21 protein-coding genes are annotated in these 22905 nt (G+C 69.2%); 14 read left to right on the top strand and 7 right to left on the bottom strand.

Annotated elements, in window-relative coordinates:
- The first annotated feature begins 111 nt into the window (after nucleotides 1-111).
- Nucleotides 112-834, top strand: coding sequence for a DUF4336 domain-containing protein (locus AC3A5Z_RS07810; RefSeq protein WP_487518808.1), 723 nt, complete (start codon nucleotides 112-114; stop codon nucleotides 832-834).
- On the opposite strand, the gene nadE is transcribed toward AC3A5Z_RS07810, so the two are convergent.
- From nadE to AC3A5Z_RS07785, 5 genes are all read right to left on the bottom strand, one after another.
- Nucleotides 831-2360 carry an NAD(+) synthase gene (gene nadE / locus AC3A5Z_RS07805; protein ID WP_487518807.1) on the bottom strand — a complete coding sequence of 510 codons (1530 nt, stop codon included), beginning with the start codon at nucleotides 2358-2360 and terminating at the stop codon, nucleotides 831-833. The genes AC3A5Z_RS07810 and nadE overlap by 4 nt on opposite strands.
- 118 nt (nucleotides 2361-2478) lie before the next feature.
- Nucleotides 2479-2916, bottom strand: coding sequence for a DUF4142 domain-containing protein (locus AC3A5Z_RS07800; RefSeq protein ID WP_487518806.1), 438 nt, complete (start codon nucleotides 2914-2916; stop codon nucleotides 2479-2481).
- Nucleotides 2917-2988: 72 nt separating this feature from the next.
- Nucleotides 2989-3504 carry a ferritin-like domain-containing protein gene (locus AC3A5Z_RS07795; protein WP_487518805.1) on the bottom strand — a complete coding sequence of 172 codons (516 nt, stop codon included), beginning with the start codon at nucleotides 3502-3504 and terminating at the stop codon, nucleotides 2989-2991.
- A gap of 135 nt (nucleotides 3505-3639) precedes the next feature.
- Complete coding sequence (locus AC3A5Z_RS07790) at nucleotides 3640-3999, bottom strand: HIRAN domain-containing protein (protein ID WP_487518804.1); 360 nt, start codon at nucleotides 3997-3999, stop codon at nucleotides 3640-3642.
- 9 nt (nucleotides 4000-4008) lie between these two features.
- Entirely contained in the window at nucleotides 4009-4833 is an 825-nt protein-coding gene (locus AC3A5Z_RS07785; protein ID WP_487518803.1) for a manganese catalase family protein, read from the bottom strand.
- Between the two features lie 150 nt (nucleotides 4834-4983).
- Between AC3A5Z_RS07785 and AC3A5Z_RS07780 the strand changes: the two genes are divergently transcribed.
- Complete coding sequence (locus AC3A5Z_RS07780; protein ID WP_487518802.1) at nucleotides 4984-5553, top strand: hypothetical protein; 570 nt, start codon at nucleotides 4984-4986, stop codon at nucleotides 5551-5553.
- Nucleotides 5554-5595: 42 nt separating this feature from the next.
- Here AC3A5Z_RS07780 and AC3A5Z_RS07775 read toward each other — a convergent pair whose 3' ends face one another.
- Nucleotides 5596-6639, bottom strand: a complete 1044-nt coding sequence (locus AC3A5Z_RS07775) for a Gfo/Idh/MocA family protein (RefSeq protein WP_487518801.1) — start codon at nucleotides 6637-6639, stop codon at nucleotides 5596-5598.
- Nucleotides 6630-7643 (bottom strand): MDR/zinc-dependent alcohol dehydrogenase-like family protein, encoded by a 1014-nt coding sequence (locus AC3A5Z_RS07770; RefSeq protein WP_487518800.1) that lies wholly within the window; start codon nucleotides 7641-7643, stop codon nucleotides 6630-6632. Before AC3A5Z_RS07770 ends, AC3A5Z_RS07775 begins: the two co-directional genes overlap by 10 nt.
- Nucleotides 7644-7830: 187 nt before the next feature.
- Here AC3A5Z_RS07770 and AC3A5Z_RS07765 point away from each other — a divergent pair, with 187 nt between their 5' ends.
- From AC3A5Z_RS07765 to AC3A5Z_RS07710, 12 genes are all read left to right on the top strand, one after another.
- Complete coding sequence (locus AC3A5Z_RS07765; protein WP_487518799.1) at nucleotides 7831-8937, top strand: NAD-dependent epimerase/dehydratase family protein; 1107 nt, start codon at nucleotides 7831-7833, stop codon at nucleotides 8935-8937.
- Nucleotides 8934-10931 carry an NAD-dependent epimerase/dehydratase family protein gene (locus AC3A5Z_RS07760; RefSeq protein ID WP_487518798.1) on the top strand — a complete coding sequence of 666 codons (1998 nt, stop codon included), beginning with the start codon at nucleotides 8934-8936 and terminating at the stop codon, nucleotides 10929-10931. The genes AC3A5Z_RS07765 and AC3A5Z_RS07760 overlap by 4 nt, the downstream gene beginning before the upstream one ends.
- A complete protein-coding gene (locus AC3A5Z_RS07755; protein WP_487518797.1) occupies nucleotides 10928-12031 on the top strand; it encodes a glycosyltransferase family 4 protein in 1104 nt (367 codons plus the stop codon). The genes AC3A5Z_RS07760 and AC3A5Z_RS07755 overlap by 4 nt, the downstream gene beginning before the upstream one ends.
- Before the next feature lie 11 nt (nucleotides 12032-12042).
- On the top strand, nucleotides 12043-13161 hold the full coding sequence (locus AC3A5Z_RS07750) for a CgeB family protein (protein WP_487518796.1): 1119 nt from the start codon (nucleotides 12043-12045) through the stop codon (nucleotides 13159-13161).
- Nucleotides 13161-14249, top strand: a complete 1089-nt coding sequence (locus tag AC3A5Z_RS07745; RefSeq protein WP_487518795.1) for a CgeB family protein — start codon at nucleotides 13161-13163, stop codon at nucleotides 14247-14249. The genes AC3A5Z_RS07750 and AC3A5Z_RS07745 overlap by 1 nt, the downstream gene beginning before the upstream one ends.
- Complete coding sequence (locus AC3A5Z_RS07740; RefSeq protein WP_487518794.1) at nucleotides 14246-15331, top strand: CgeB family protein; 1086 nt, start codon at nucleotides 14246-14248, stop codon at nucleotides 15329-15331. Before AC3A5Z_RS07745 ends, AC3A5Z_RS07740 begins: the two co-directional genes overlap by 4 nt.
- Nucleotides 15332-15343: 12 nt before the next feature.
- Complete coding sequence (locus AC3A5Z_RS07735) at nucleotides 15344-16360, top strand: UDP-glucuronic acid decarboxylase family protein (protein ID WP_487518793.1); 1017 nt, start codon at nucleotides 15344-15346, stop codon at nucleotides 16358-16360.
- A gap of 89 nt (nucleotides 16361-16449) precedes the next feature.
- On the top strand, nucleotides 16450-16923 hold the full coding sequence (locus AC3A5Z_RS07730; RefSeq protein ID WP_487518792.1) for a DUF421 domain-containing protein: 474 nt from the start codon (nucleotides 16450-16452) through the stop codon (nucleotides 16921-16923).
- A 195-nt stretch (nucleotides 16924-17118) separates the two neighbouring features.
- Complete coding sequence (locus AC3A5Z_RS07725; protein ID WP_487518791.1) at nucleotides 17119-18345, top strand: quaternary amine ABC transporter ATP-binding protein; 1227 nt, start codon at nucleotides 17119-17121, stop codon at nucleotides 18343-18345.
- On the top strand, nucleotides 18329-19261 hold the full coding sequence (locus AC3A5Z_RS07720) for an ABC transporter permease (RefSeq protein WP_487518790.1): 933 nt from the start codon (nucleotides 18329-18331) through the stop codon (nucleotides 19259-19261). Before AC3A5Z_RS07725 ends, AC3A5Z_RS07720 begins: the two co-directional genes overlap by 17 nt.
- Before the next feature lie 73 nt (nucleotides 19262-19334).
- Nucleotides 19335-20366 (top strand): glycine betaine/L-proline ABC transporter substrate-binding protein ProX, encoded by a 1032-nt coding sequence (gene proX / locus AC3A5Z_RS07715; protein ID WP_487518789.1) that lies wholly within the window; start codon nucleotides 19335-19337, stop codon nucleotides 20364-20366.
- A gap of 121 nt (nucleotides 20367-20487) precedes the next feature.
- On the top strand, nucleotides 20488-22881 hold the full coding sequence (locus AC3A5Z_RS07710; RefSeq protein WP_487518788.1) for a mechanosensitive ion channel domain-containing protein: 2394 nt from the start codon (nucleotides 20488-20490) through the stop codon (nucleotides 22879-22881).
- Nucleotides 22882-22905 lie beyond the last annotated feature (24 nt).

Here is a 22905-nt window from a genome sequence, read left to right as displayed (position 1 = left end):
CGCGGGAACGTCCGCCCCGCCCGCAGGTTGCAGGGCCAGTCGGAACGCACCCGGCGCCCCTTCCCCCGCAGCGCGCCCCCCGTGGCGCGCCACACAGCAAGGAGCCGCATCATGGCAGGCTACCCCCCTTTCAACCGGCTGAAGCCGGTGGCCGAGGACATCTGGATCGTCGATGCCCCGCCGATCCATCCCGCCGGGATCGTGCTGCCGGTGCGGATGACGGTGATCCGGCTGGCCGACGGCACGATCTGGCTGCACTCGCCCACCGAAGCGGATGCGGCGCTGCGGCAAGAGATCCAGAGCCTCGGCCCGGTGCGGCATCTGGTGGCGCCGAGCATCGGGCATTGGACATTCCTCACCGACTGGCAGCGCCACCACCCCGAGGCGCTGGTCTGGGCGGTGCCGGGGCTGAGGGACCGCGGGCAGGTGAAGACCTCGGGGCTCAGGATCGATCACGATCTGGGCGGGCAGGCGCCGGAGGCGTGGCGCGAGGAGATCGAGCAGAGCGCGATCCTGACGCCGCTCGCCTACCGCGAGTTGGCCTTCCTGCACCGCAAGACCCGCACGCTGGTGCTGACCGATCTCATCTCCAGCATCGAGCCCGAGGGGCTGGCGACGCGGGCCTATGCGGCGGTAGCGGGCGTGGGATTTCCCGCCGCGACGACCCCGCGCTATCTCCGCCCGCCGCTGCGGCTGGGCGGCGCCTCGGTGCGGCAGGCGGTGGAGGCGTTGCTGGCCTGGCGGCCGGAACGGGTGATCTTCGCCCATGGCCGCTGGTTCGAGACCGAGGGCACGGCGCGGCTGCGCAATGCCCTCGCCTGGATGATCCGCTAGGCTCCCGGCTGCTCGGCCATGCGCCGCTCCAGCGCCTGCTGGCCCGCGGTCAGCGCGGCCCGCAACGTGGCGGCGATCACCTGTTTCGGCGGGCCGTCGAAACGGTGCTCCACCACCTCGGCCTCGGTGCCGCGACGCAGGATCGCGATGCAGACCCAACCCGGCGGCTTGCCCTGATCGGCATCCGGCCCGGCGACGCCGGTGATGGCGATGGCGAGCCCCGCCTCGGGTGCCGCGGCCAGCGCGCCGGTCGCCATGCGCCGGGCCACCTCCGGATCATAGACCGTCCGCTCGGCGATCAGCGCCTCGGGGACCCCCAGGGCCGCGCACTTCATCCCCGGGCTGTAGGTCACGAAACTGCCCGACAACGCGTCGGCACAGCCCGGCACCTGCGCCACGCAGGCCGCAAGCAGCCCCGCCGTGCAGGATTCGGCCGTGACCAGCGTCTGCCCCGAGCCCTGCAGCGCGCGCACCAGATGCTGCGCCAGATCCTGCAGCTCGCCGGAAAAGCTCAGCATCGCCTCATCCGCGCGCAGCACCGCCGGGCGGAACAGCCGCGTCTCCAGCGCATCGAGCGGGGCATAGCGGTCGGCCTTGGGGTGATCGAGGCGGATCGGGTTCACCCGCTTGTGCCAGGTCGCGCGCATCCGGGCCAGCACCGTCCCCAGCACCAGCTGCGCATGGCGGTCGTCGTCCATGCCGAGGGCGAAGGCGAGATGCTGGGTGGAGATGCCGGGCTCGTCGCGCAGGGCGTCGAGCAGCGCGAAGATCGTGATGTCCCATTCGAGATAGGTCGCGCCGATCTGCGCCTCGTCGCCGCCGCCGATGCCCAGGCCGTCGGTCGGCATGGCGCGCCATGTCCGCTCGGGCACGCCGTAAGCCCGCGCCATCCACGGCACTTCCCAGCTTTTCAGCAGCGACTGCACCGGCGCCAGATCGCCGACATCGCCGTGCAGGGTCCAGAAGCCCGCGCCGAGCTCCGAGAAATTGTCGGTGCTGGCCACCAGCCCGCCGAAACGATGCGCCTGATCGTAGAGCGTCATCATCCGCAGCCGCGCGCGCAGATTGCCCCGCCGGGTGCGCTCGGCGGTCTCATCGCTGGCGGCAAGCGCCGGGTCGAGCCCTTCGAGACTGGCGATGGCGGCCTCATAGGGGCCGGAGAGATCGAGATGCAGATGCTCGAGCCCCAGCGCCGCGCAGGCCTCGACGCCGCGCTCGGTCTCGATCGGGTCCTGCTCGATCGGCAGGGTCAGGCCGATCACCCGCCAGCCCGCCGCTTTCAGCAGGGCCGCCGTCAGCGCGGAATCGACGCCGCCCGACATGCCGAGAACCGCCGTGCCGATCCCGGCCTGATCGCGATAATCGGCCAGATCCTGCACCAGCCGCCTGCCGACCTCGGTCAGATCCTCGGGCGGCAGGAACAGCCCCTCGGCAATCTGCGCCTCGAGCCGGGCGGCAAACCACGGCGAGAGCGGCTCGGCCAGCCGCTGCCGCGAGAGATCGAGGATATCGTCCTGCAGCGTCATCTGCCCGCTCCCTTGCCGCTATCCTTCCGGGCACTCATCTCGCCGCCAGCTCCTGCGCGTGGCGCTGGTGCTGCTGCAACACGGGCAGCGTTTCGGTGGCGAAGGTCTTCAGCGCGCCCTAGGGGCCTTGGGTCGAGAAGGCGGTGAACAGCGCCACAGCGTCTTCATGCGCGGCGATCTGCGCCTCGAGATAGGCCGCCGGAAAAGTCTCGCCGGTGCTGGCCGTCTTCAGCGCGTCGAGCTTTTCGGTGTGCTGCGCGTCGATCTGGGCGGGGATGGTGATACCGTCCTGCCGCGCGGCGAGCTGCAGCCGTTCGCCCGCCGCCTCGTGGTCGTTGATGATGCCGCGGGCGAAATCGATCAACGGCTGGTTCGACTCCGCCGTCTCGCCCACGGTGACCGATTGCAGCGCCAGATTGCTCGACTCGACCTCGAAGGCATTGGAAGACGCCGCCTGTTCGGCGAAGGTCTGGGGAGAAGGCGTCGCCGGGGTGCTCTGGGCGAAGACCGGGGCGGCGGCGAGAAGGAGTGCGGTGGCAAGGGGGAAAAGTGTCATCGGGAAATTCCTCGGTTCTGGGCAGGGAAGCGGGCGCGGGTAGGGCGGCGGCAGGATGCGCCGCCCCGGTCTTCAGACATCCGCGCGCTGGCCACCGGCCTTCAGCATGATGAAGCGTTCGGTCACGGCGTCGATGTTCTGCGCAAGCCACTCCGCCATCCGCCGCTCTTCCTCAAGGTTCTGCTCGAGGAGCGGCACCGCCGAGGAGGCGCCGCTGAGCCGCGCGGTGGTGATGAGCGACGTGTAGGCCGCGATCTCGAAATTCTCGAAGGCGAAGTTGGCCATCGAGTTCTTCAGGATCTCGTCCGGGGCGACAGTGTGGCCCATCGCCGCCATCGACCCCGAGAAGGACAGCATCGTGTCCTTCAGCCCCGACGCGCTCTCGTCGAGCCCGGCGAGGATGTCGTCGATCCGCTCGATCTGGCCTTCGGTCTCGCGGATGTGGCGCTCCAGCATAGCCGAGACGTCGGGATAATGCTCCAGCCGGTTGAGCTGCGGCTGCATGATCGACAGCGCCTGCTTCTCCATCGCATGGGCGTTCTTCAGCCCGGAGATGAAGACTTCGTTCGCGGTTGCTACGTTGTCCATGGTGTCTGCCTTTCGCAATGACGGGGTTGCGCGACCGGGGCGGCGGGAGGTGCCGGGGTGGTCGCGATGGTCTTGTCGTCAGGCCGCAGATCCGCGCGAAACGGGTCTGCGCAGGGTGGCGCGCCGGCCCGGCGCTCAGGCCCGCGCCGAGAGATAGACGCTGAGCCCACCGCCCTCGGCCACGCGGGCCTCGGCTGCGGCGCCATTGTCCATCAGCACGGCGAGGATGCGAGAGGGCTGGCCGGGCAGGTAGCCCAAGGGAAGCCCCTGCCCCGTCTCGATCCGGATCGAGAGCGGGTCGAACCGCCGCTCCGGGTCGCGCCTGAGCCGCAGCCGGTCGCCGGGCTGGGGTGCAGGCGTGGCGGGGAAGCGGTCGCGGCTGGCGATATAGGTGTCGAGCACCCTCAACCCCTCGCTGCGGGGGCTGGCGCCCGCCGCCAGCGGCAGGGACGCAAGCGCCCCGCCCCCGGCCAGCAAAAGCTGTCTGCGGTCCATGGCGCCCCCCTAGAGCTGCTCGGCCTGAGCGCCGGAATTCTCGCGCGCCCGGCCGAGGTTGGGCTCTTCGCCCATCGGCTCCATCGGCCGCGAGGTGAAGCTGCCGTTGCCGTCGATCGAGGCGCCCTCGCTCCAGCGGCCCTGCACCGGCTCGCTGCCGTCGCGCTGGAAGCCGAGGAACGCATAGCTGAAGTCCTGGTTCTCCTCGGATTGCGGGAAGCTGTTCGGGATCGGGAAAACGTTCTCGTTCCCGCCCAGCTCTTCCACCGCGGCCAGCCACTGGTTCTGGTGCATCGTGTCGCGGGCGATCAGATAGGCCAGCATCTCCTTCATGCCCGGATCGTTGGTCATGTTGTAAAGACGGGTGGCGAGGATGCGCCCGGTCGATTCCGCCGTCACATTGGCCCCCATGTCGGCGGCGATGTTGCCGCTGGCATAGATGTGCGACATGTCGAAAGGCACGCCGTCGCTGTCCACCGGCATGGCCGACATCCCCGCGGAGAGGAGGTGCTTGAGGTTGATCCCCCCGAGCACGGCGCCCGCGACCGGATCGGCGGCGGCGGCTTCCTGCAGCGTCAGCGGCGCGCCTTCAAGGTTCAGGGCAACGGCCGTGGCCAGCATCTCGATATGACCGAGCTCTTCGGCAGCGGTGTTCATCAGCAGGTCGCGGTATTTCGGGTTGCCCCGGGCGCCGCAGGCCTGGAAGAAGTATTGCATCGCCACACGGATCTCACCCTCGACCCCGCCGATCGCCTGCTGCAAGGCCCGCGCGAACAGCGGATTCGGCGTCTCCACCCGCACCGGAAACTGCAGCTTCTTGTCAACGTAGAACATCTGGGTTCTCCTGATTGTGAGGTCCGGTGAACATGCCGCATCGGTCGATGTTCCCGCCCCGGACCGCTTTGCGTCGAGGCATCGCGGGAACAGAGCCTTCATCCGCTGGTTGCTTGGCAGGCCGACAGACGGCCACGAGAGGAGCTTTCCATGATGAATCCTTCCCCCCAGACCGGCCAGCGGCTCACGCTCTCCGCGCTCTACGCCAGCCGCGAGGAGGCCGAGCGGGCGCGGCTGCGCTTGCAGGCGCTGAGCCTGCCGCAGGACGGGCTGCATGTGATCTACCGCGCCGGCGACCACGATCCGCAGGACAGCGCGAGCGACCTCGGCAGGCTCTCCCTGCCCGAAAAGGACGAGCAGCTTTTCGCGGAAGCCCTGCGCCGTGGCTGCGCGCTGGTCGCGGTGACGGCGGTGACCCCGGATCAGGCCGGTCCGGTGCGCGCCGCGCTCGAGGAGGGCGCGCTCGACGTCGACGACAAGGCGGCGGAATGGCGCGTCGAGGGCTGGAGCGGCCAGCATGACGGCCAGATCCTGCCCGACGGCGTGCGCGGCACGACCCGCGACGCCTCCTACACCAATCCGCGGACCGGCAATGGCAGCGACCTTCTGGACGAGTCCTACGAAGGCCCGTCCGTGCTCGCCGGCGTGCCCGGCAGCGCAGCGGAAGAACCCAGAGGCCACGTCCGCAGCTACTCCGGTCGCGATCCCTCCAAGGGTTGAGCCCCGGCAGGGCGTCCCCCCATTCGGAGGGACGCCGCCTGCCTAGCGCGCGGCGAGGCCCGCCGCCTCGGGCGTGCCACCTGCGAAGACCGCCGCATAGATGCGGTCGAGACAGTCGTGCAGATGGATCAGCTCGCCCGCCGCCGGATCGAAGCCCGGGCTTTGCGCCAGCCGCTCGGCAAAGGCCACGGCGGCGCGCCCGCCCCAGTCGTCCGGCCCCTCGGTCAGCACCCGGCGCTGGTTGCCCTCGAACCGGTGCGAGTCGAAGTCGTAGAACGAGCCGCCGCGGTTGCGCATCGACGCGCCACCCTCGGTGCCGAAGAACTCGCAGCCGATCACCGCGTCGCAGCCTGCCTGCAGCTTCCACGAGCAGGTCAGCCGGATCACCGCGCCGTCGGTCAACCGCAGCGTGGCAATGGCGAAATCCTCGACATCGGCCGCCGTCGCCGGGCGCCCTCCGGCAAAGAGATGCGCCTCGACCCCCGCCACCTCGGGATAGCCCAAGGGCCGCAGCGCCATGTCCAGCAGGTGCACCCCGAGATCCATCAGGCAGCCGCCGCCCGACAGCGCCCGGTCGTAGAACCACGGCTTGTCCGGGCCATAGGCGTTGTGGAAGGTCGCATCCACCGCGAAGACCTTTCCCAGCCCGCCGCCGACCAGAGGCGAGATCGCCCGCATCGCCGCCGTCTGGCGGTAGGAGAGATCGACCTGCAGCAGCCGGTCCCCGCGCCGCGCCGTCTCGACCACCTGCCGCACTTCGGCGCCCGTGCGGCCCAGCGGCTTCTGGCAGAAGACGGCACAGCCCGCCTTCAGCGCCTCCAGCGTCTCGGCGGCATGGCGCGCGCTGGGGGTGGCGATGACCACGCCCTCTGGCCGCAGGGCAAGCAGATCCGCCAGCCCGTTCCCCAGCCCGGCCTCCGGCGCAAGCGCGCGGGCGGCCTCGACGGCGGCGGGGTCGGGATCGGCCAGACCGACGATCTCGGCGACGCCGGCATCGCGGATCGCCTCCATCCGGTGCCGCCCGATCCAGCCGAGCCCGAGAAAGGCCAGCCGGGGGCGCCTGCCCTCCGCGCCCGTCACCCGCACAGGATCAGCGCCTTCATGAAGCCCTCCGGCCTGTCGCGTGTCGCATTCAACGCCACGTCGAGCTGCTCCAGCGGATAGCTGTGGGTCATCAGCGGCCAGGGATCGAGCCGCCCGTCGGCCACCGCCTCGATCGCCTCGCGGATGCCACGCATGTAGATCTCGGGCTTGCGCTCATGGGCGTTGATTACGTCGATGCCGCGCCAGTTCCATTGCTGCATGTTCACCTGACGCGGCCCGTCCTGATGGTAGCCCGCGATCACCAGACGCCCGCCTTCGGCCACCAGCTCCCCCGCCAGATCCAGCGGACCCTGCTTGCCCACCGCCTCGATCACCACGTCGCAGAACCGCCCGTTGGTCAGGTGGCGCACCTCCTCGACCACGTTGTCGTCGAGTGGCAGCGCCCGCGCCGCGCCCATCTGCCGCGCCATCGACAGCGCGCCGTCGCGGCGCGAGATGGCGATGACCTCGGCCCCGACGCCCGAGGCGAGCCGCGTCAGCAGCGCGCCGAGAAAGCCGATGCCGATGATCGCGACCCGGTCGCCGCGCCCGATGCCGGAGCGGCGGAAGATGTTCATGGCGCAGCCGAGGGGCTCCGCCGGAAAGGGCCGGCCCTCAAGACTGTCGGGCAGCGGCACCACCAGCGCCTGATCCAAGACCTCATGCGTGGCAAAGCCGCGCTGGCCCAGAAAGGCAACCCGCTGGCCCGGCACAAGGCCCGAGACGCCGGGGCCCACCGCCTCGACCCGGCCCCAGCCCTCGTGGCCCAGCGCCCCCGCCTCGGTCGGAAAGCTCATCCATTCCGGCCCGGCCCAAGGCCCGAGGTTGGAGGCGCAGACCCCGCAACCCTCCAGCCTGACGCGCAATTCGCCCTCGCCCGGCTCCGGCAGCCGCGCGGTGACCACCTCGATCCGCCCGGCGCCGGTCAGCCGCACGGCCTGCATCAGCGCCTCGCCCGTGCGAGAGGTTTCGTCCGCCTTCGAGAGGTCGGGAAGTGGTTGGTCCATGCGGTGCTCCTGCCAGCTCGACCCGCCGTGAACCAGAGCGCCAGACAAATGTTCCGGTAGAAGAAGTTCCTTCCCCTGTTGGCCAGCGGGATGCGGCGCGCTGGCTGGAACATTATCCCAAGCCTCAGGTTCGGCATCATCTACGTCATCCACAATGACATCATCTTCACAACATCGGGAATTTCCAATGGCGAGAATTTTGGTCACCGGGGGCTGCGGGTTCATCGGGCGTCACGTCGCCGAGGAGCTGATCGGCTGCGGCTATGAGGTGCGGCTTTACGATGCGCTCATCGATCAGGTGCATGAAGGCGTGCCGGTGACGCTGCCCGAGGGGGCCGAGGTTGTCCGTGGCGACATGCGCGACGCCGAACGGCTGCGCGGCGCGCTCTCGGGGGTCGATGCCGTTCTGCATCTGGCGGCAGAGGTCGGTGTCGGCCAGTCGATGTACGAGATCGCCCGCTATGTCGGCGCCAACGATCTGGGCACCGCGGTTCTGCTGGAAGAGCTGATCAGGCAGCCGGTGTCGCGCATCGTCGTGGCCTCCTCGATGAGCGTCTATGGAGAAGGCTACTATGCCACGCCCGACGGCATCCTGCTGGAAACCATCCGCCGCAACGCTGCCGATGTGCGCGCCGGGATCTGGAACCCGAAGAGCCCCGAAGGCATGGAGCTTTCGGCCATGCCCACCGACGAGCGCAAGCGCGTTGATCTGGCCTCGATCTATGCGCTGACCAAATATGCGCAGGAGCAGGCGGTGCTGATCCACGGCGCGGCCTATTCGGTCGATGCGGTGGCGCTGCGGCTCTTCAACGTCTTCGGTGCGGGTCAGGCCCTTTCCAACCCCTACACCGGGGTGCTGGCGAATTTCGCCTCGCGGCTGGCCAATGGGCAGCGTCCGACGATCTTCGAGGATGGCGAGCAGAAGCGCGATTTCGTCCATGTCCGCGACGTGGCGCGGGCCTTCCGTCTGGCGCTGGATAAGCCCGATGCGGCGGGGCATGTCATCAACATCGGCTCGGGTCAGGCCTATACCATCTCGGGCGTTGCACGGCTCTTGGCTGGCGCGATGAACCGTCCCGATCTGGTGCCCGAGATCCTCGGCAAGGCGCGCTCGGGCGATATCCGCAACTGTTTTGCCGACATCGAGAAGGCCCGCCAGCTCCTGGCCTTCGAGCCGGAATACCGGCTGGAGGACTCGCTCGAGGAGTTCGTCGCCTGGGTCGGCAGCATGGCGGCGATCGACCGGGGCGCCGACATGCGCAGACAGCTCGAAGAGCGGGGGCTCGTCACATGAGGCAGGACTTCGGCTTCGTCGAATGGTTCCGGCCGGGCGAGCACGATCTGGTGGAGGAAGCGCTGGCGGGCATCGGCAAGAGCGGCGCGCGCCACCTGCGCACCCATCTGAGCTGGGCCGAATATGTGGCGCCGGGGGGAGAAGCCTGGTTCGACTGGCTGCTGCCCCGGCTGGGCGCCGAGATCGACCTTCTGCCTTGCGTGCATTACACCCCTCCCTCGCTGTCGCGCACCGGGAAATCCTCGGGCGCGCCGCATGATCTCAAGGCCTATGCCGATTTCGTCGATCACATCCTGACGCGGCACGGCAAGCATTTCTCGCATGTCGAGCTGTGGAACGAGCCGAACAACCTGCTCGACTGGGACTGGCGGCAGGATTCCGATTTCCAGCTGTTCTGCGAAATGGTCGGCGGCGCCGCCTATTGGGTGAAGCAGCGCGGCTGGAAAGCGGTGCTCGGCGGCCCCTGCCCCTTCGATCCGCTCTGGCTCGACCTGATGGGCACGCGCGGTGTTCTGGCCGAATGTGCCGCCGTGGGCTTCCACGGCTTCCCCGGCACATGGGACAGCGAGGCCGCGGCCTGGGGCGGATGGGATCTGCACCTGGGCGAGATGCGCGCGGTGATCGACCGCCACAACCCCGAGGCCGAGATCTGGATTACCGAGACCGGCTATTCCACCTGGCGCAATGACGAGGTGGAGCAGGCCCGCCGCTTCGGCCGGGCGCTGAACGCCCCGGCGGACCGCGTCTATTGGTATGGCTGGCGCGATCTGGCCTCCGACGTGGCGATCCAGGAAGGCCTGTGGTTCGATCCGCGCCACTATCACCTCGGCGCCGTCGATGCCGCCAACCAGCCCAAGCTTCTGGCGCGGCTTCTGATCTCGGGCGGCGTGACCGCCGTGGCCGAGGTCACCCGGCTGGCGGCCCCGACGCTGACCGCAGCGGTCAAGCCCGTGGTCGTGACCGGCGGCAGCGGCTTCATCGGCTCGAACCTCGCCGAGGATCTGCTGAGCACGGGTCACGAAGTCATCCTGATCGACAATCTCAGCCGCCCCGGCGTGGACGACAACCTGCGCTGGCTGAAGGAGCGGCACGGCGACCGGCTGCATCCGGTGATCGCCGACCTGCGCGACGAGCGTGCCATGGCCGAGGCGATGCGCGATGCCGCGGCGGTCTACCACCTCGCCGGGCAGACGGCGGTGACGACAAGCCTCACCAACCCGGTCGATGACTTCGAGATCAACGCCCGCGGCACGCTGAACGTGCTGGAGGCGATCCGTGCCACGGGCCGCGCCGTGCCGGTGATCTTCGCCAGCACCAACAAGGTCTATGGCGCGCTGGAAGACATGGCGATGGAGGCGGTGGACGACCGCTACATCCCCGCCGACCCCGCCCTGCGCGCCGGCGTGGCCGAGGATCGACCGCTCAGCTTCTGCACGCCCTACGGCTGCTCCAAGGGGGTGGCGGACCAGTATGTGCTCGATTACGCCAAGTCCTACGCCATCCCCTCGGCGGTGCTGCGGATGTCCTGCATCTACGGGCCGCGCCAGTTCGGCACCGAGGATCAGGGCTGGGTCGCGCATTTCCTGATCCAGGCGATGAAGGGCAACCCGATCTCCATCTATGGCGACGGCAGGCAGGTGCGCGACGTGCTGCATGTCTCCGATGCCGTGGCGGCCTATCGCCGCCTGATGGCGCATCTGGCGGGCGGCGGCAAAGGCGCGGCCTACAACCTCGGGGGCGGGCCGGAGAACGCGGTGAGCCTGCGGCTGGTGCTGGCCGAGATCGAGCGGATCGTCGGCCACCGGGTCGAGGTGCATCACTCCGACTGGCGGCAGGGCGATCAGCTCTACTTCGTGGCCGACACCTCGGCGCTCGGGGCCGAGATCGGCTGGCGCGCCGAGGTGCCGTGGCGGCAGGGGCTGGCGGGGCTGGCCGAATGGCTCGCCGCCCATCGCGGGCTGGCGCTGCCGGAGCCCGCGAGGCTGCGCGCATGACGGCAACCGCCCCCGGCCTCTCGGTGCTGATGACGCTCGATGCCGTGGGCGGCGTCTGGCGCTATGCGATGGATCTGGCGGCGGGGCTGGCCGAGGACGGGGTGCGCGTCGTCTTCGCAGGCTTCGGCCCCGAACCCTCGCGCGCCCAGCGCCGACAGGCCCAGCAGATCGGCACGCTGGAATGGTGCGATGCGCCGCTCGACTGGCTGGCGCGCGGGCCGGAGGATCTGAAGGCCGTGCCCGGCCTGATCGCCGCCGTCGCCCGGCGGCACCGGGTCGATCTGCTGCACCTCAACGCGCCCAGCCAAGCCGCCGGGCTCTCCGTCCCGGTGCCGGTGATCGTCGTCGCCCATTCCTGTATCCCGACATGGTTCAGCACCATGCGCAGCGGCGGCCTGCCGTCCGACTGGATGTGGCACCGGATGGTGAACCACCGCGGCCTCGTCGCCGCCGACATGGTTCTGACCCCCTCGCGGGCGCAGGCCCGGCTGATCACCGACACCTACGGCCCGCTGCACACGCTGCGTGTCATCCCCAACGCCAGCCGCTTCGCCCCGCCGCCGCCGACCCAACCGCGCGAGCCCTTCGTGTTGGCCGCCGGCCGCTGGTGGGACGAAGGCAAGAACGCCGCCGTGCTGGATGCCGCCGCGGCTGGGACCGATGCGCCGATCGTGCTGGCCGGGGCGACCGTCTCGCCCAACGGCGACCGGGTGGCGCTGCCCGACTGCCTGCTCAAGGGCGAGCTGCCGCCCCTGGCGCTTGCGGGGCTGATGGCGCGGGCCTCGGTCTTCGTCGCGCCCTCGCTTTACGAACCCTTCGGCCTTGCGGTGCTCGAGGCGGCGCGGGCCGGGCTGCCCTTGGTGCTGGCAGACATACCCACCTTCCGCGAGCTCTGGGAGGGGGTCGCACTGTTCTTTCCGCCGCATGATGCCGAAGGGCTGGCGCGGATCCTGAACGGGCTTCTGGCCGACGAGCCGCGCCGCCGCGATCTGGGTCGCGCCGCCGAGGCGGCCTCGCAGCGCTTCACCATCGAGGCGCAGACCGCCGCCACCCGCGCGCTCTACTCCGAGCTCTGCCCGCTTTCCGAACTTCAGACCTGAAGGATCCTTGCATGCGTTTCCTGTTCTACAGCCATTCGCTCGTCTCCGACTGGAACCACGGCAATGCCCATTTCCTGCGCGGCGTGATGCGCGACCTGATCCAGCGCGGCCACGAGGCCAAGGCGCTGGAGCCCGTCGCGTCCTGGAGCCGCCAGAACCTGCGCGCCGATCAGGGGCCCGAGGCCGAGGAGGACTTCTTCCGCGGCTTCCCGGATCTGGTCTCGGAGCAGTATGACGACGGCTTCGACCATGCCGCGGCGCTCGACCGGGCCGATGTGGTGGTGGTGCATGAATGGACCGACCCCGCGCTGGTCGCCGAGATCGGTCGCGCGCGCCGCGACGGCGGGCGGTTTCTCCTCCTGTTCCACGACACCCACCACCGCGCCGTCAGCGCCGACGGTGAAATCGGCGGGCTCGATCTTTCGGGCTATGACGGGGTGCTGGCTTTCGGGGAGACGCTGCGCGAACGCTACCTCGCGTCGGGCTGGGGGCGGCAGGTCTTTACCTGGCACGAGGCAGCGGATGCGACGCTGTTCCGTCCGATGCCCGGGGTGGAGAAGACCGGCGATCTGATCTGGATCGGCAACTGGGGCGACGGCGAGCGCAGCGCCGAGCTGGAAAGCTTCCTCATCGCCCCCGCCGAGCATCTGGGCCTCGACGCCACCGTGCGCGGCGTGCGCTACCCTGAAGCGGCGCTGGAGCGGCTGGCGGCGGCGGGGATCGCCTATGACGGCTGGATCGCCAATGCCCGCGTGCCCGAGGCCTTCGCCCGGCACCGCGTCACCGTCCACGTGCCGCGCCGCCCCTATGTCGAGGCCCTGCCCGGCATCCCCACCATCCGCGTCTTCGAGGCGCTGGCTTGCGGCATCCCGCTGGTCTCGGCGCCGTGGAGCGACAGCGAGGGGCTGTTCCGCAGCGGCACCGACTACCTCATCGCCCGTGACGGCGCCGAGATGGAGCGGCACCTGCAGGCGGTGCTGCACGACTCGGCCCTGGGCGATGAGCTGATCGCCAACGGGCTCGAGACCATCCGCGCCCGCCACACCTGCACCCACCGGGTTGAGGAGCTTCTGGGCATCGTCGCCCGGCTCACCGGCAGCGCCCGACAGGGCAAGGAGGAGGCCGCCTGATGAAGACGATCGCATTCTACGGCTCGAGCCTGCTCTCGGCCTACTGGAACGGCGCCGCCACCTATTACCGCGGCATGCTCAAGGCGCTGGCCGACCGCGGCTACCGTATCACCTTCTACGAACCCGACGTCTACGACCGCCAGCAGAACCGCGACATCGACCCGCCGGACTGGTGCCGCGTCGTGGTCTATGCCGGCACGGTCGAGGCGCTGCGTCAGGTGGCGGCCGAGGCGGCCGAGGCCGATATCGTGGTGAAATGCAGCGGCGTGGGCTATGAGGACGATCTCCTGCTGACCGAGGTCATGCGGATCGCCCGGCCCGGCGCGCTGCGCATCTTCTGGGATGTGGATGCTCCGGCGACGCTGGCAGAGCTGCGCGCCGCCCCCGACCACCCGCTGCGCCGGATGCTGCCCGAACTCGATCTGGTGCTGACCTATGGCGGCGGCGAGCCGGTGGTCGCCGCCTATCGCAGCCTCGGCGCCGCCGATTGCGTGCCGGTCTACAACGGGCTCGACCCGGCGACGCATCACCCGGTGGCACCGCAGGACCGCTTCCGCGGCGATCTGGCCTTCCTCGGCAACCGCCTGCCCGACCGCGACGCGCGGGTGGCGGCCTTCTTCACCCATCCCGCCCATGCCGTGCCCGAGGCACGCTTTCTGCTGGGCGGATCGGGCTGGAAGGATGTGGCCCTGCCGCGCAACACCCACCGTCTGGGCCATGTCCCCACCGCCGACCACAACGCGCTGAACGTCAGCGCCCGGATGGTGCTGAACATCGCCCGCGACAGCATGGCCGAGAACGGCTTTTCGCCCGCGACGCGCGTTTTCGAGGCGGCGGGGGCCGGCGCCTGCCTGATCACCGACGCCTGGGAGGGGATCGAGCTGTTCCTCAAGCCCGACGAGGAAGTGCTGGTGGCCCGGGACGGTGCCGATGTCGGCGAGTTCGTCCGCAGCGTCTCGCCGGAACAGGCCCGCCGCATCGGCGCCGCGGCGCTGCGCCGCGTGCTGGCCGAACACACCTACGACCAGCGCGCCGAAGGGCTCGACGCGCTGCTGATCCGCCGTTTCGAGCTGCAGGCCGCGTCATGACCCGGCCGCTCGACATCGTCGTTCTGGGGCTTGCGCTCTCCTCCTCCTGGGGCAACGGCCATGCCACCACCTTCCGCGCCCTGCTGAAGGGGCTGAGGGACGAGGGCCACAATGTCCTGTTCCTCGAGCGCGACGTGCCCTGGTATGCGCAGAACCGCGATCTGCCCGACCCCGACTTCTGCGAGTTCCGGCTCTACCAGGATCTGCCGGGGCTGATCGCCAGCTGGGGCGAGCGCATCCGCGCCGCCGATGCGGTGATCGTCGGCTCCTATGTCCCCGAGGGCGAGGCGCTGATCGACCGGGTGGCGGCACTGGAACCGAAGCTCTTCTGCTTCTACGACATCGACACCCCGGTGACGATGGCACTGCTCGACGAGGGCAAGACCGAGTTCCTGAACCCGCGGCAGATCCCGCTCTTCGACATCTATTTCTCCTTCTCGGGCGGGAAGGTTCTCGACCATCTCGAGACCCGGCGCGGGGCGCGGCGAGCGCTGCCGCTCTACTGTTCGGTCGATCCGGCGCAGTATCGCCGGGTGGAGGCCGATCCGGTCTGGGATCTGGGCTATCTCGGCACCTATTCCCCCGACCGCCAGCCGACGCTCGAGGCCTTCCTGATCGAGCCCGCGCGCCGCCTGCCCCACCGCCGCTTCGTGGTGGCGGGGCCGGGCTATCCCGATGACATCGACTGGCCCGCCAATGTCGAGCGGATCGACCATCTCGGCCCTGCCGACCATCCCGCCTTCTACAGCCGCCAGCGCTTCACGCTGAACGTGACCCGCGCGGCGATGCGGCGGATGGGCTGGTCGCCCAGCGTCCGGCTGTTCGAGGCGGCGGCCTGCGCCACGCCGATCCTCAGCGACGACTGGCAGGGGCTCGACGAGCTGCTGCCAGAGGGCGAGGCCATCGTCATCGCCCGCAGCACCGAGGACGTGCTGCAGGCGCTGGAGCAGACCGACGAAACCGCGCGCCGCGCCATGGGCGAAGCCGCGCGCGACAGGATCTTGCAGGCCCATACGGGCCGCATGAGGGCACGCGAGCTTGCCGCCGCGCTGCATCACTCTACGGCAGAAACAGCGATCTAGAGGAAGACAGAGATGTTGAAGAAGACCGCGGAACGAACGGTGCTGGTGGCGGGTGGCGCGGGGTTTGTCGGGTCGCATCTGTGCGAGGCGCTGCTCCGGCAGGGCCACAGGGTCATCTGTCTGGACAGTTTCCTGACCGGCTCCATGGCCAACGTGCAGGCGCTCTGCAATTTCCGGGAGTTCCGGCTGATCCGGCACGAGGTGATCGACCCGGTGGATCTGTCGGAACATGTCGACCGGGTCTACAACCTGGCAAGCCCCGCCTCCCCGCCGCAATACCAGTCCGATCCGGTGCACACGATGTTGACCAACGTCGTCGGCACCAAGAACCTGCTGTCCTTGGCGGCTGAAAATGGCGCGCGCTTCCTGCAGGCCTCGACCTCCGAGGTCTACGGCGATCCGGAAGAGCATCCGCAGCGCGAGGATTACCGTGGCCATGTGAACTGCACCGGCTCGCGTGCCTGTTATGACGAGGGCAAGCGCGCCGCCGAGGCGCTGTGCTACGACTTCCGGCGCGCGGGCAGCGATGTGCGGGTGGCGCGGATCTTCAACACCTACGGCCCGCACATGCAGGCCGATGACGGGCGGATCGTGTCGAACCTCATCGTGCAGGCGCTGAAGGGCGCGCCGCTGACGGTCTACGGCACCGGCCAGCAGACGCGATCCTTCTGCTATGTCTCCGATCTCGTCGCAGGCCTCATGGCGCTGATGGAGGCCGAGACCGCGCCGGAAGGTCCGGTCAATCTGGGCAATCCCGACGAGTTCACCATCGAGGAACTGGCAGGCATGGTGCAGCGGCTGATCCCGAACGGCTCGCGCGTCGAATACCGCCCCCTGCCCGAGGACGACCCCCGCCGCCGCCGCCCCGACATCTCCAAGGCGCGCGAGCTGCTCGACTGGCAGCCCCGCGTGCCGCTGGCCAAGGGCCTGCCCGAGACCATCGCCTGGTTCTCGATGGTGGTGGGCGAGACGGGGACGGCCCTGCCCGGCAAACCTGCCGCCCCGGCGGCGCTGGCCGCAGGGGCCTGAGGCTCCCTCCCGGCGCGCCGCCCTCGCGCGCCGGGAACCGCTATTCCCCGTGCGGCGGGAACAGCTCCCCTTTCCGGCGGTTGGTCGGCATGGAACCCATGATATTTGACACCTGGCAGGGCCTTTTCCGCGTCGTCTTCGTGGGGCTTGCCGCCTACGGTGCGCTGATCCTCATGCTGCGCGCCTCCGGCAAGCGCACGCTCAGCAAGATGAACGCCTTCGATCTGGTGGTGACGGTGGCGCTCGGCTCCACTCTCGCCACCGTGCTCCTCAACCGCTCCGTGCCTCTGGCCGAGGGGGTGCTGGCGCTCGCGCTCCTCGTCTACCTGCAATATGCAATCACCTGGGCCTCGGTCCGCTCCGAGCGGTTCCAGAGCCTCGTGAAGAGCGAACCCTCGCTTCTCGTGCATGACGGGCACTACCTCGACGGGGCGCTGAAGCGGCAGCGGGTCACGCGCGAGGAGGTGCAGGCGGCGCTGCGCCAGAGCGGCCAGAGCGAGCTGCAAAACATCGCCTCGGTGGTGCTGGAGACCGATGGCACCCTGACGGTGATCCCCCGCTGAAACAGGCCCTTGCGGGCCAAATCGGCGTAACGGTTGAACTTCTCGGCCATCCCCGCTATACACGCCGCATCATAGACACATGGCCAAGGGCAGTCGCGCGATCCGAAAGGATCGTGGGTCGTCTGCTTTTGCCCATTCGGCTCGCGTCACGGCCTCCTGTTTTTTCGGGAGGCCGGCGGCGCCTTCAGGAGGCTCATGCAGGCGAAACTATCCGTCAGGAACGTATACAAGATCTTTGGTGAAAACGCTGCCCCGGCGCTTCAGCTGGTCCGTCAGGGCGAAAGCAAGACCGACATTCTGGAACAGACCGGCGCGACCGTCGGTGTGCAGGATGCCAGCTTCGACGTCGCGCAAGGCGAGATCTTCGTGGTCATGGGCCTGTCCGGCTCGGGCAAGTCGACGCTGGTGCGGATGCTCAACGGGCTGATCCCGCCGACCTCGGGCGAGATCCGCATCGACGGCGAGGATATCGCCGCCTGCGCCCCGACAATGCTGCGGCGCATCCGGCGCGAGAAGATCGCGATGATCTTCCAGCACTTCGCCCTCTTCCCGCATTGGACCGTCGCCGACAACGTGGCCTACGGGCTCAAGGTCAAGGGCGTGGCCGCCCCGGAGCGGCGCAAGCGCGCGATGGAGACGCTGTCGCAGGTCGGGCTCGACGCCTGGGCCGACAGCCTGCCCTCCGACCTCTCCGGCGGCATGCAGCAGCGTGTCGGTCTGGCGCGCGGTCTGGCCACCGGCCCCGAGATCCTGCTGATGGACGAGCCCTTCGGCGCGCTCGACCCGCTGATCCGGCGCCAGATGCAGGACGAGCTGCTGACGCTGCAGCAGACGCTGAAGAAGACCATCGTCTTCATCACCCACGACCTGAACGAGGCGCTGCTTCTGGGCGACCGGATCGCCATCATGAAGGACGGCCAGCTCGTGCAGATCGGCACCGCGCAGGAAATCGTCACGGCGCCGGCGGATGACTATGTCGCGGCCTTCGTCGCCGACATCGACCGCGGCCGCGTCTTCACCGCCGATGACATCTCCGGCCCGCCCGCCTCGGTGCAGCTGCGCAGCGACACCGCCGATCAGGCGCTGCGCCTGATGGAGGATGCCGACAGCCACGCCCTGCATGTCGTCGATGGCGACCGGCTGGTGGGGCTCGTGACCTACAAGGATCTCACCGCGCAGATGGGCCGGATGCCGGGCCCTTCCGGCAGGCTGGGACAGGCGCTGATCACCGAGTTCTCCTCGGTGGACGGCAATGCCCAGCTCCACACGCTCTATGCCGCCGCGGGCTCCGGCCTGCCCATCGCCGTGACCGACAAGCGCGACCGGCTGGTCGGCGTGGTCCAACCGCGCAACGTGCTGGCGCAACTCTCCGCCGAAGCCGGCCCCACCCAGACGGAGGCGACCGATGCTCAGTCCCGCTGATCTTGTCACCCTGCCCTTCGATGACTGGGTGAACGCCTTTGTCCGCGGCTGGCTGGTGCCGAATTTCCGCCCCGCCTTCCGCGCGGCGCAGGTGCCGGTCACGCTGGTGCTGAACAACCTCAACGCCTTCTTCCTCTTTGTCCCGATGCTCCTGACCACCGCGGCCTTCGCGGCGGTGGCCTGGCGCGTCGTGGGCCGGGGCATGGCGGTCTTCACCCTGCTGGGCTTTGCCTTCATCGACATGATCGGCCTCTGGCCCGAGACCATGACGACGCTGGCGATGATCCTGACCTCGGTGATCTTCTGCGCCGTCATCGGCATCCCGCTCGGGATCCTCTCGGCGCGCAGCGACCGGATGTGGAAGGTGACGCGGCCGATCCTCGACATCATGCAGACGATCCCCTCCTTCGTCTATCTGGTGCCGATCGTGATGCTCTTCGGCGTCGGCATGGCGCCGGGCATCATCGCGACGATCATCTTTGCCCTGCCGCCGATCGTGCGCCTGACCAACCTCGGCATCCGCAACGTGCGCGGCGATCTGATCGAGGCGGCGCATGCCTTCGGCTCGACCGGCTGGCAGATGCTCTGGGACGTGCAGCTGCCACTGGCGCTGCGCACCATCATGGCCGGTCTGAACCAGACGCTGATGCTCGCGCTGTCGATGGTCGTCATCACCGCGCTGATCGGCGCGGGCGGGCTGGGGCTGGTGGTGAACACCGGGCTCGGACGGCTCGACGTGGGCGGGGCGACGGCGGGCGGCGTGGGGATCGTGATCCTCGCCATCGTGCTCGACCGCATTACGCAGGGGCTGGCGGAAAAGGCGAAGGTCGGGCGGCTGTCGCTGCGCCAGAGCCTCGTCAACCTCTTCCGGTTCCAGGGCTCCGGCTCTGGCGCCGCAATCAAGAAGGCGGGCTGAACCCGCCCTTCGCAGGGCCGGCATCCGGCCGGCCCTCCCTCACTGAAAGTCAATCGGAAGGAGACCGCAACGCATGTTCCGTCTCACGAAATCGCTTACCTCCGCCGGCGTCCTCGCCCTGCTGACCACCACCGCCGCCACGACCGCGGCCCTAGCCCAGGACAACCCCGGCGAGGGCGTGACCGCCGTCATGGCCCAGCCCACCTGGGACACCGGCTGGTTCCACACCGAGATCTACAAGCAGCTCATGCAGGAGCTCGGCTATTCGCTGGGCGACACCATGACCCTCGACAACCCGGCCTTCTACCAGTCGGTCGCCTATGGTGACGTCTCGCTCTGGGTCGATGGCTGGTTCCCGCTGCACAACACCTACCGCGACGCCTTCGAGTCGGGCGCCGAGATCGTCGGTGCGGTCGCCAAGGGCGGCGCGCTGGAAGGCTACCTCGTCGACAAGGCCTCGGCCGAGAAGTTCGACATCACCTCGCTCGATGACTTCAAGCGCGAGGAGGTGCAGGAAGCCTTCGACCGCGACGGCGACGGCAAGGCCGACATGGTCGCCTGCCCGCCGGGCTGGGGCTGCGAGATCAACATCGAGCATCACCTCGACGCCTACGAGCTGCGCGACCACATCAACCCGATCAAGGCGGGCTACTCGGCCTCGATGGCCGATGCGGTCGCGGCCTACGGGTCGGGCGAGCCGATCCTGTTCTACACCTGGACGCCGAACTGGACCGTGAACGAGCTGGTGCCGGGCGAGGATGTCGTCTGGATCGAGGTGCCGGAAGTCGATCTGCCGGGCGACATGATGGAGCTGGCCGATGCCGCGACCCGCGAGGGCGTCACCGGCTGCGTCAGCGATCCCTGCAAGCTGGGCTTCCCGGCCAATGACATCGTGCCGGTCGCCAACAGCGACTTCCTCGAGGCCAACCCCGCCGTGCGGGCGCTGCTGACCGAGGTCGAAGTGCCGCTGGCCGACATCTTCGCGCAGAACGCCGCGATGAACGCCGGCGACGCCGACATCGAGACGCAGGCCAAGGCCTGGATCGCCGACCACCGCACCGAGGTGGACGGCTGGCTCGAGACCGCGCGCGCCGCCGCGAAGTAAGCGACACGACGGAGGGCCGGGCGGATCGCCCGGCCCTTTCCCCCACATGATCCTGCCATCCCGGCGTTTCTTTGACCCGAAGGGCTTGGCAGAGACGCGCGGAGCACTCTTTAAAAGACCCATGTCCAGAATCGCAAAATCCCTCGCCGCTTCGCTGCTTCTCGCCCTTTCGCTGCTCTTTGCAGGCCTCTCCCCGCCCGTGCTGGCCCAGATCCCCGGGCTCCCCGGCGGCGGCAGCGCCGAGGCCGAGGCGGAGACCGCCACGCCCGCCGCCTCGCTCCTCGAACTCCTGAGGGACGACACCGCCCGTGCCGCGCTGATCGAGGAACTGGAACGCGCGGCGACCGCCACCACCACGGCAGAGCCCGAACCCGCCGCCCCCTCCGCCGAGATCCTCTCCTTCGGCCGCGGCGCCGCGCTCTTCACCCAGAGCGCCGCCGAGGCCGCCGCCGAAAGCGTGCAGAGCTTCTGGACCGCGCTGAAGGCCGCGCCCGCCCTCTTCGACGATCTGGCCGGCCTCGATCTGGGCATGCTCGGCGGCGCCTTCACCGAACTGCTGCTGCTGATCCTCTCCACCGCCACGATCTTCCTGATCCTGCGGCGCTTCGCCATCCCCACCTATCGCCGCATGGGCACGCGCGCACGCTCGGCCACGATGATGAGCCGTATCCTGATCTATGTCGGGGCCGTGGCCATCGACATCCTGATCGTGATCGGCGCCTGGGCCATCGGCTATGTCGTGGCGATCGCGGTCTTGGGCAATGCGGGCCAGATCGGCATCCGCCAGACGCTCTATCTCAACGCCTTCCTCGTGGTCGAACTGGCACGCACCGCCATGCGCTTCGTGCTCTCGCCCTCCACCAAGGATCTGCGCATCGTGGCTCTCGGCGATACCGCCGCGCGCCGGCTCTCCGCCGCGATGAGCTTTAGCATCGCGCTCCTGGGCTATGGGCAGCTCCTCATCGTGCCGATCGTCGACGAGAGCGCCTCGATCGCCGCCGGACGCGGGGTATCGGCGCTGATCTCGGTGATCGGCGTGCTGTTCCTCGCCTTCCTCGCGGTGCGCCACCGCAAGTCGGTGGCCGAATGGCTGCTGCACGAGACGCAGCCCGTCGCCCCGAGCCAGCCGGTGATGCCCGAAGCCGCCGCCCCCGCGCCTTCCAGCGCGCAGGAGATCGACCCGAACCTTGCCGCCGACATCGCCGCAGGCACCGCCGAGGCGCCGCCCCCTGCCGAGGCCGAGGCGGTCGCCGCCGAGGCCCCGCCGCTCTGGGAGGAGAAGCCGCATGTGACGCGCCGCTCGCCCGCGCTGGTGGCGCTGGCGCAGTCCTGGCACTGGGTCGCGCTCGCCTATCTCGCGGTGCTGCTGCTCCTGTCGCTCGTCAGCTCGGGCAACGATGCCATGGGGCCGACCTTCGCCTCGCTGCGCATCGCCGGGGTGTTCATCGTCGGCTTCATGCTGTCGGGCGCGCTGGCCCGGGCGATCGCCCGCGGCGTCCGCCTGCCCTCGGCGACTTCCGAGCGGCTGCCCCTGCTCGAAGGGCGGCTGAACCGCTTCGTGCCGCAGGTGCTTCTTGTGCTGCGGCTCCTGATCGTCGTCGTGGTGCTCCTGTTCACGCTGCACACGCTCGGGCTGATCGAGGTGAACACCTGGCTGCAGAGCCAGTTCGGCCGCCAGCTGATCGGCACCGTCATTGCCGTCTCGGCCATCCTCGCCGTGGCCTTCGCCATCTGGATCGCCCTGACCTCGTGGATCGACTACCGGCTGAACCCGGCCTTCGGCCATGTCGCCACCTCGCGCGAGCAGACGCTGCTCACGCTCCTGCGCAACGCTGCCACCATCGCGCTGGTGGTGGTGACGATGATGTTCTGCCTCTCGGAGATCGGGCTCAACATCGGCCCGCTCCTCGCCTCGGCCGGGGTGCTGGGTCTGGCCATCGGCTTCGGCGCGCAGAAGATGGTGCAGGACATCATCACCGGCATCTTCATCCAGTTCGAGAACGCAATCAACGTGGGCGACGTGGTGACCGTGGCCGGCATGTCCGGCGTGGTGGAGCGGCTGACCGTGCGCTCGGTCAGCCTGCGCGACGTCGAAGGGGTGTTCCACATCATTCCCTTCTCCTCGGTCGACATGGTGTCGAACTTCATGCGCGATTTCTCGTTCTTCCTCTGCGACATGGGCGTGGCCTACCGCGAGAACATCAACGAGGTGAAGGCGGCGATGTTCGACGCCTTCGACGAGCTGCGCCGCAACAAGGATCACGCGCCCTACCTGCTGGCCGATCTGGAATGGCTGGGGCTGAATGCCTTCGGCGACAGCGCCATCATCCTGCGCGCCCGGATCAAGACGGCGCCGGGCAAGCAATGGGGCGTGGGCCGGGCCTACAACGAAATCCTCAAGCGCATCTTCGACGAGCGCAACATCGAGATCCCGTTCCCGCACCAGACGATCTACTTCGGCGAGGCCAAGGACGGCACCACCCAGCCTCTGCGCGTGGCCAACGCGCCCGAGTGACGGACCGGCCGGGCGCTCATGGCA

It is taken from the genome of Cereibacter sp. Soil_C_27, from assembly GCF_057657095.1.
Note: the sequence above shows the minus strand (reverse complement) of the source record. Positions and strands in the feature narration are given on the sequence as shown.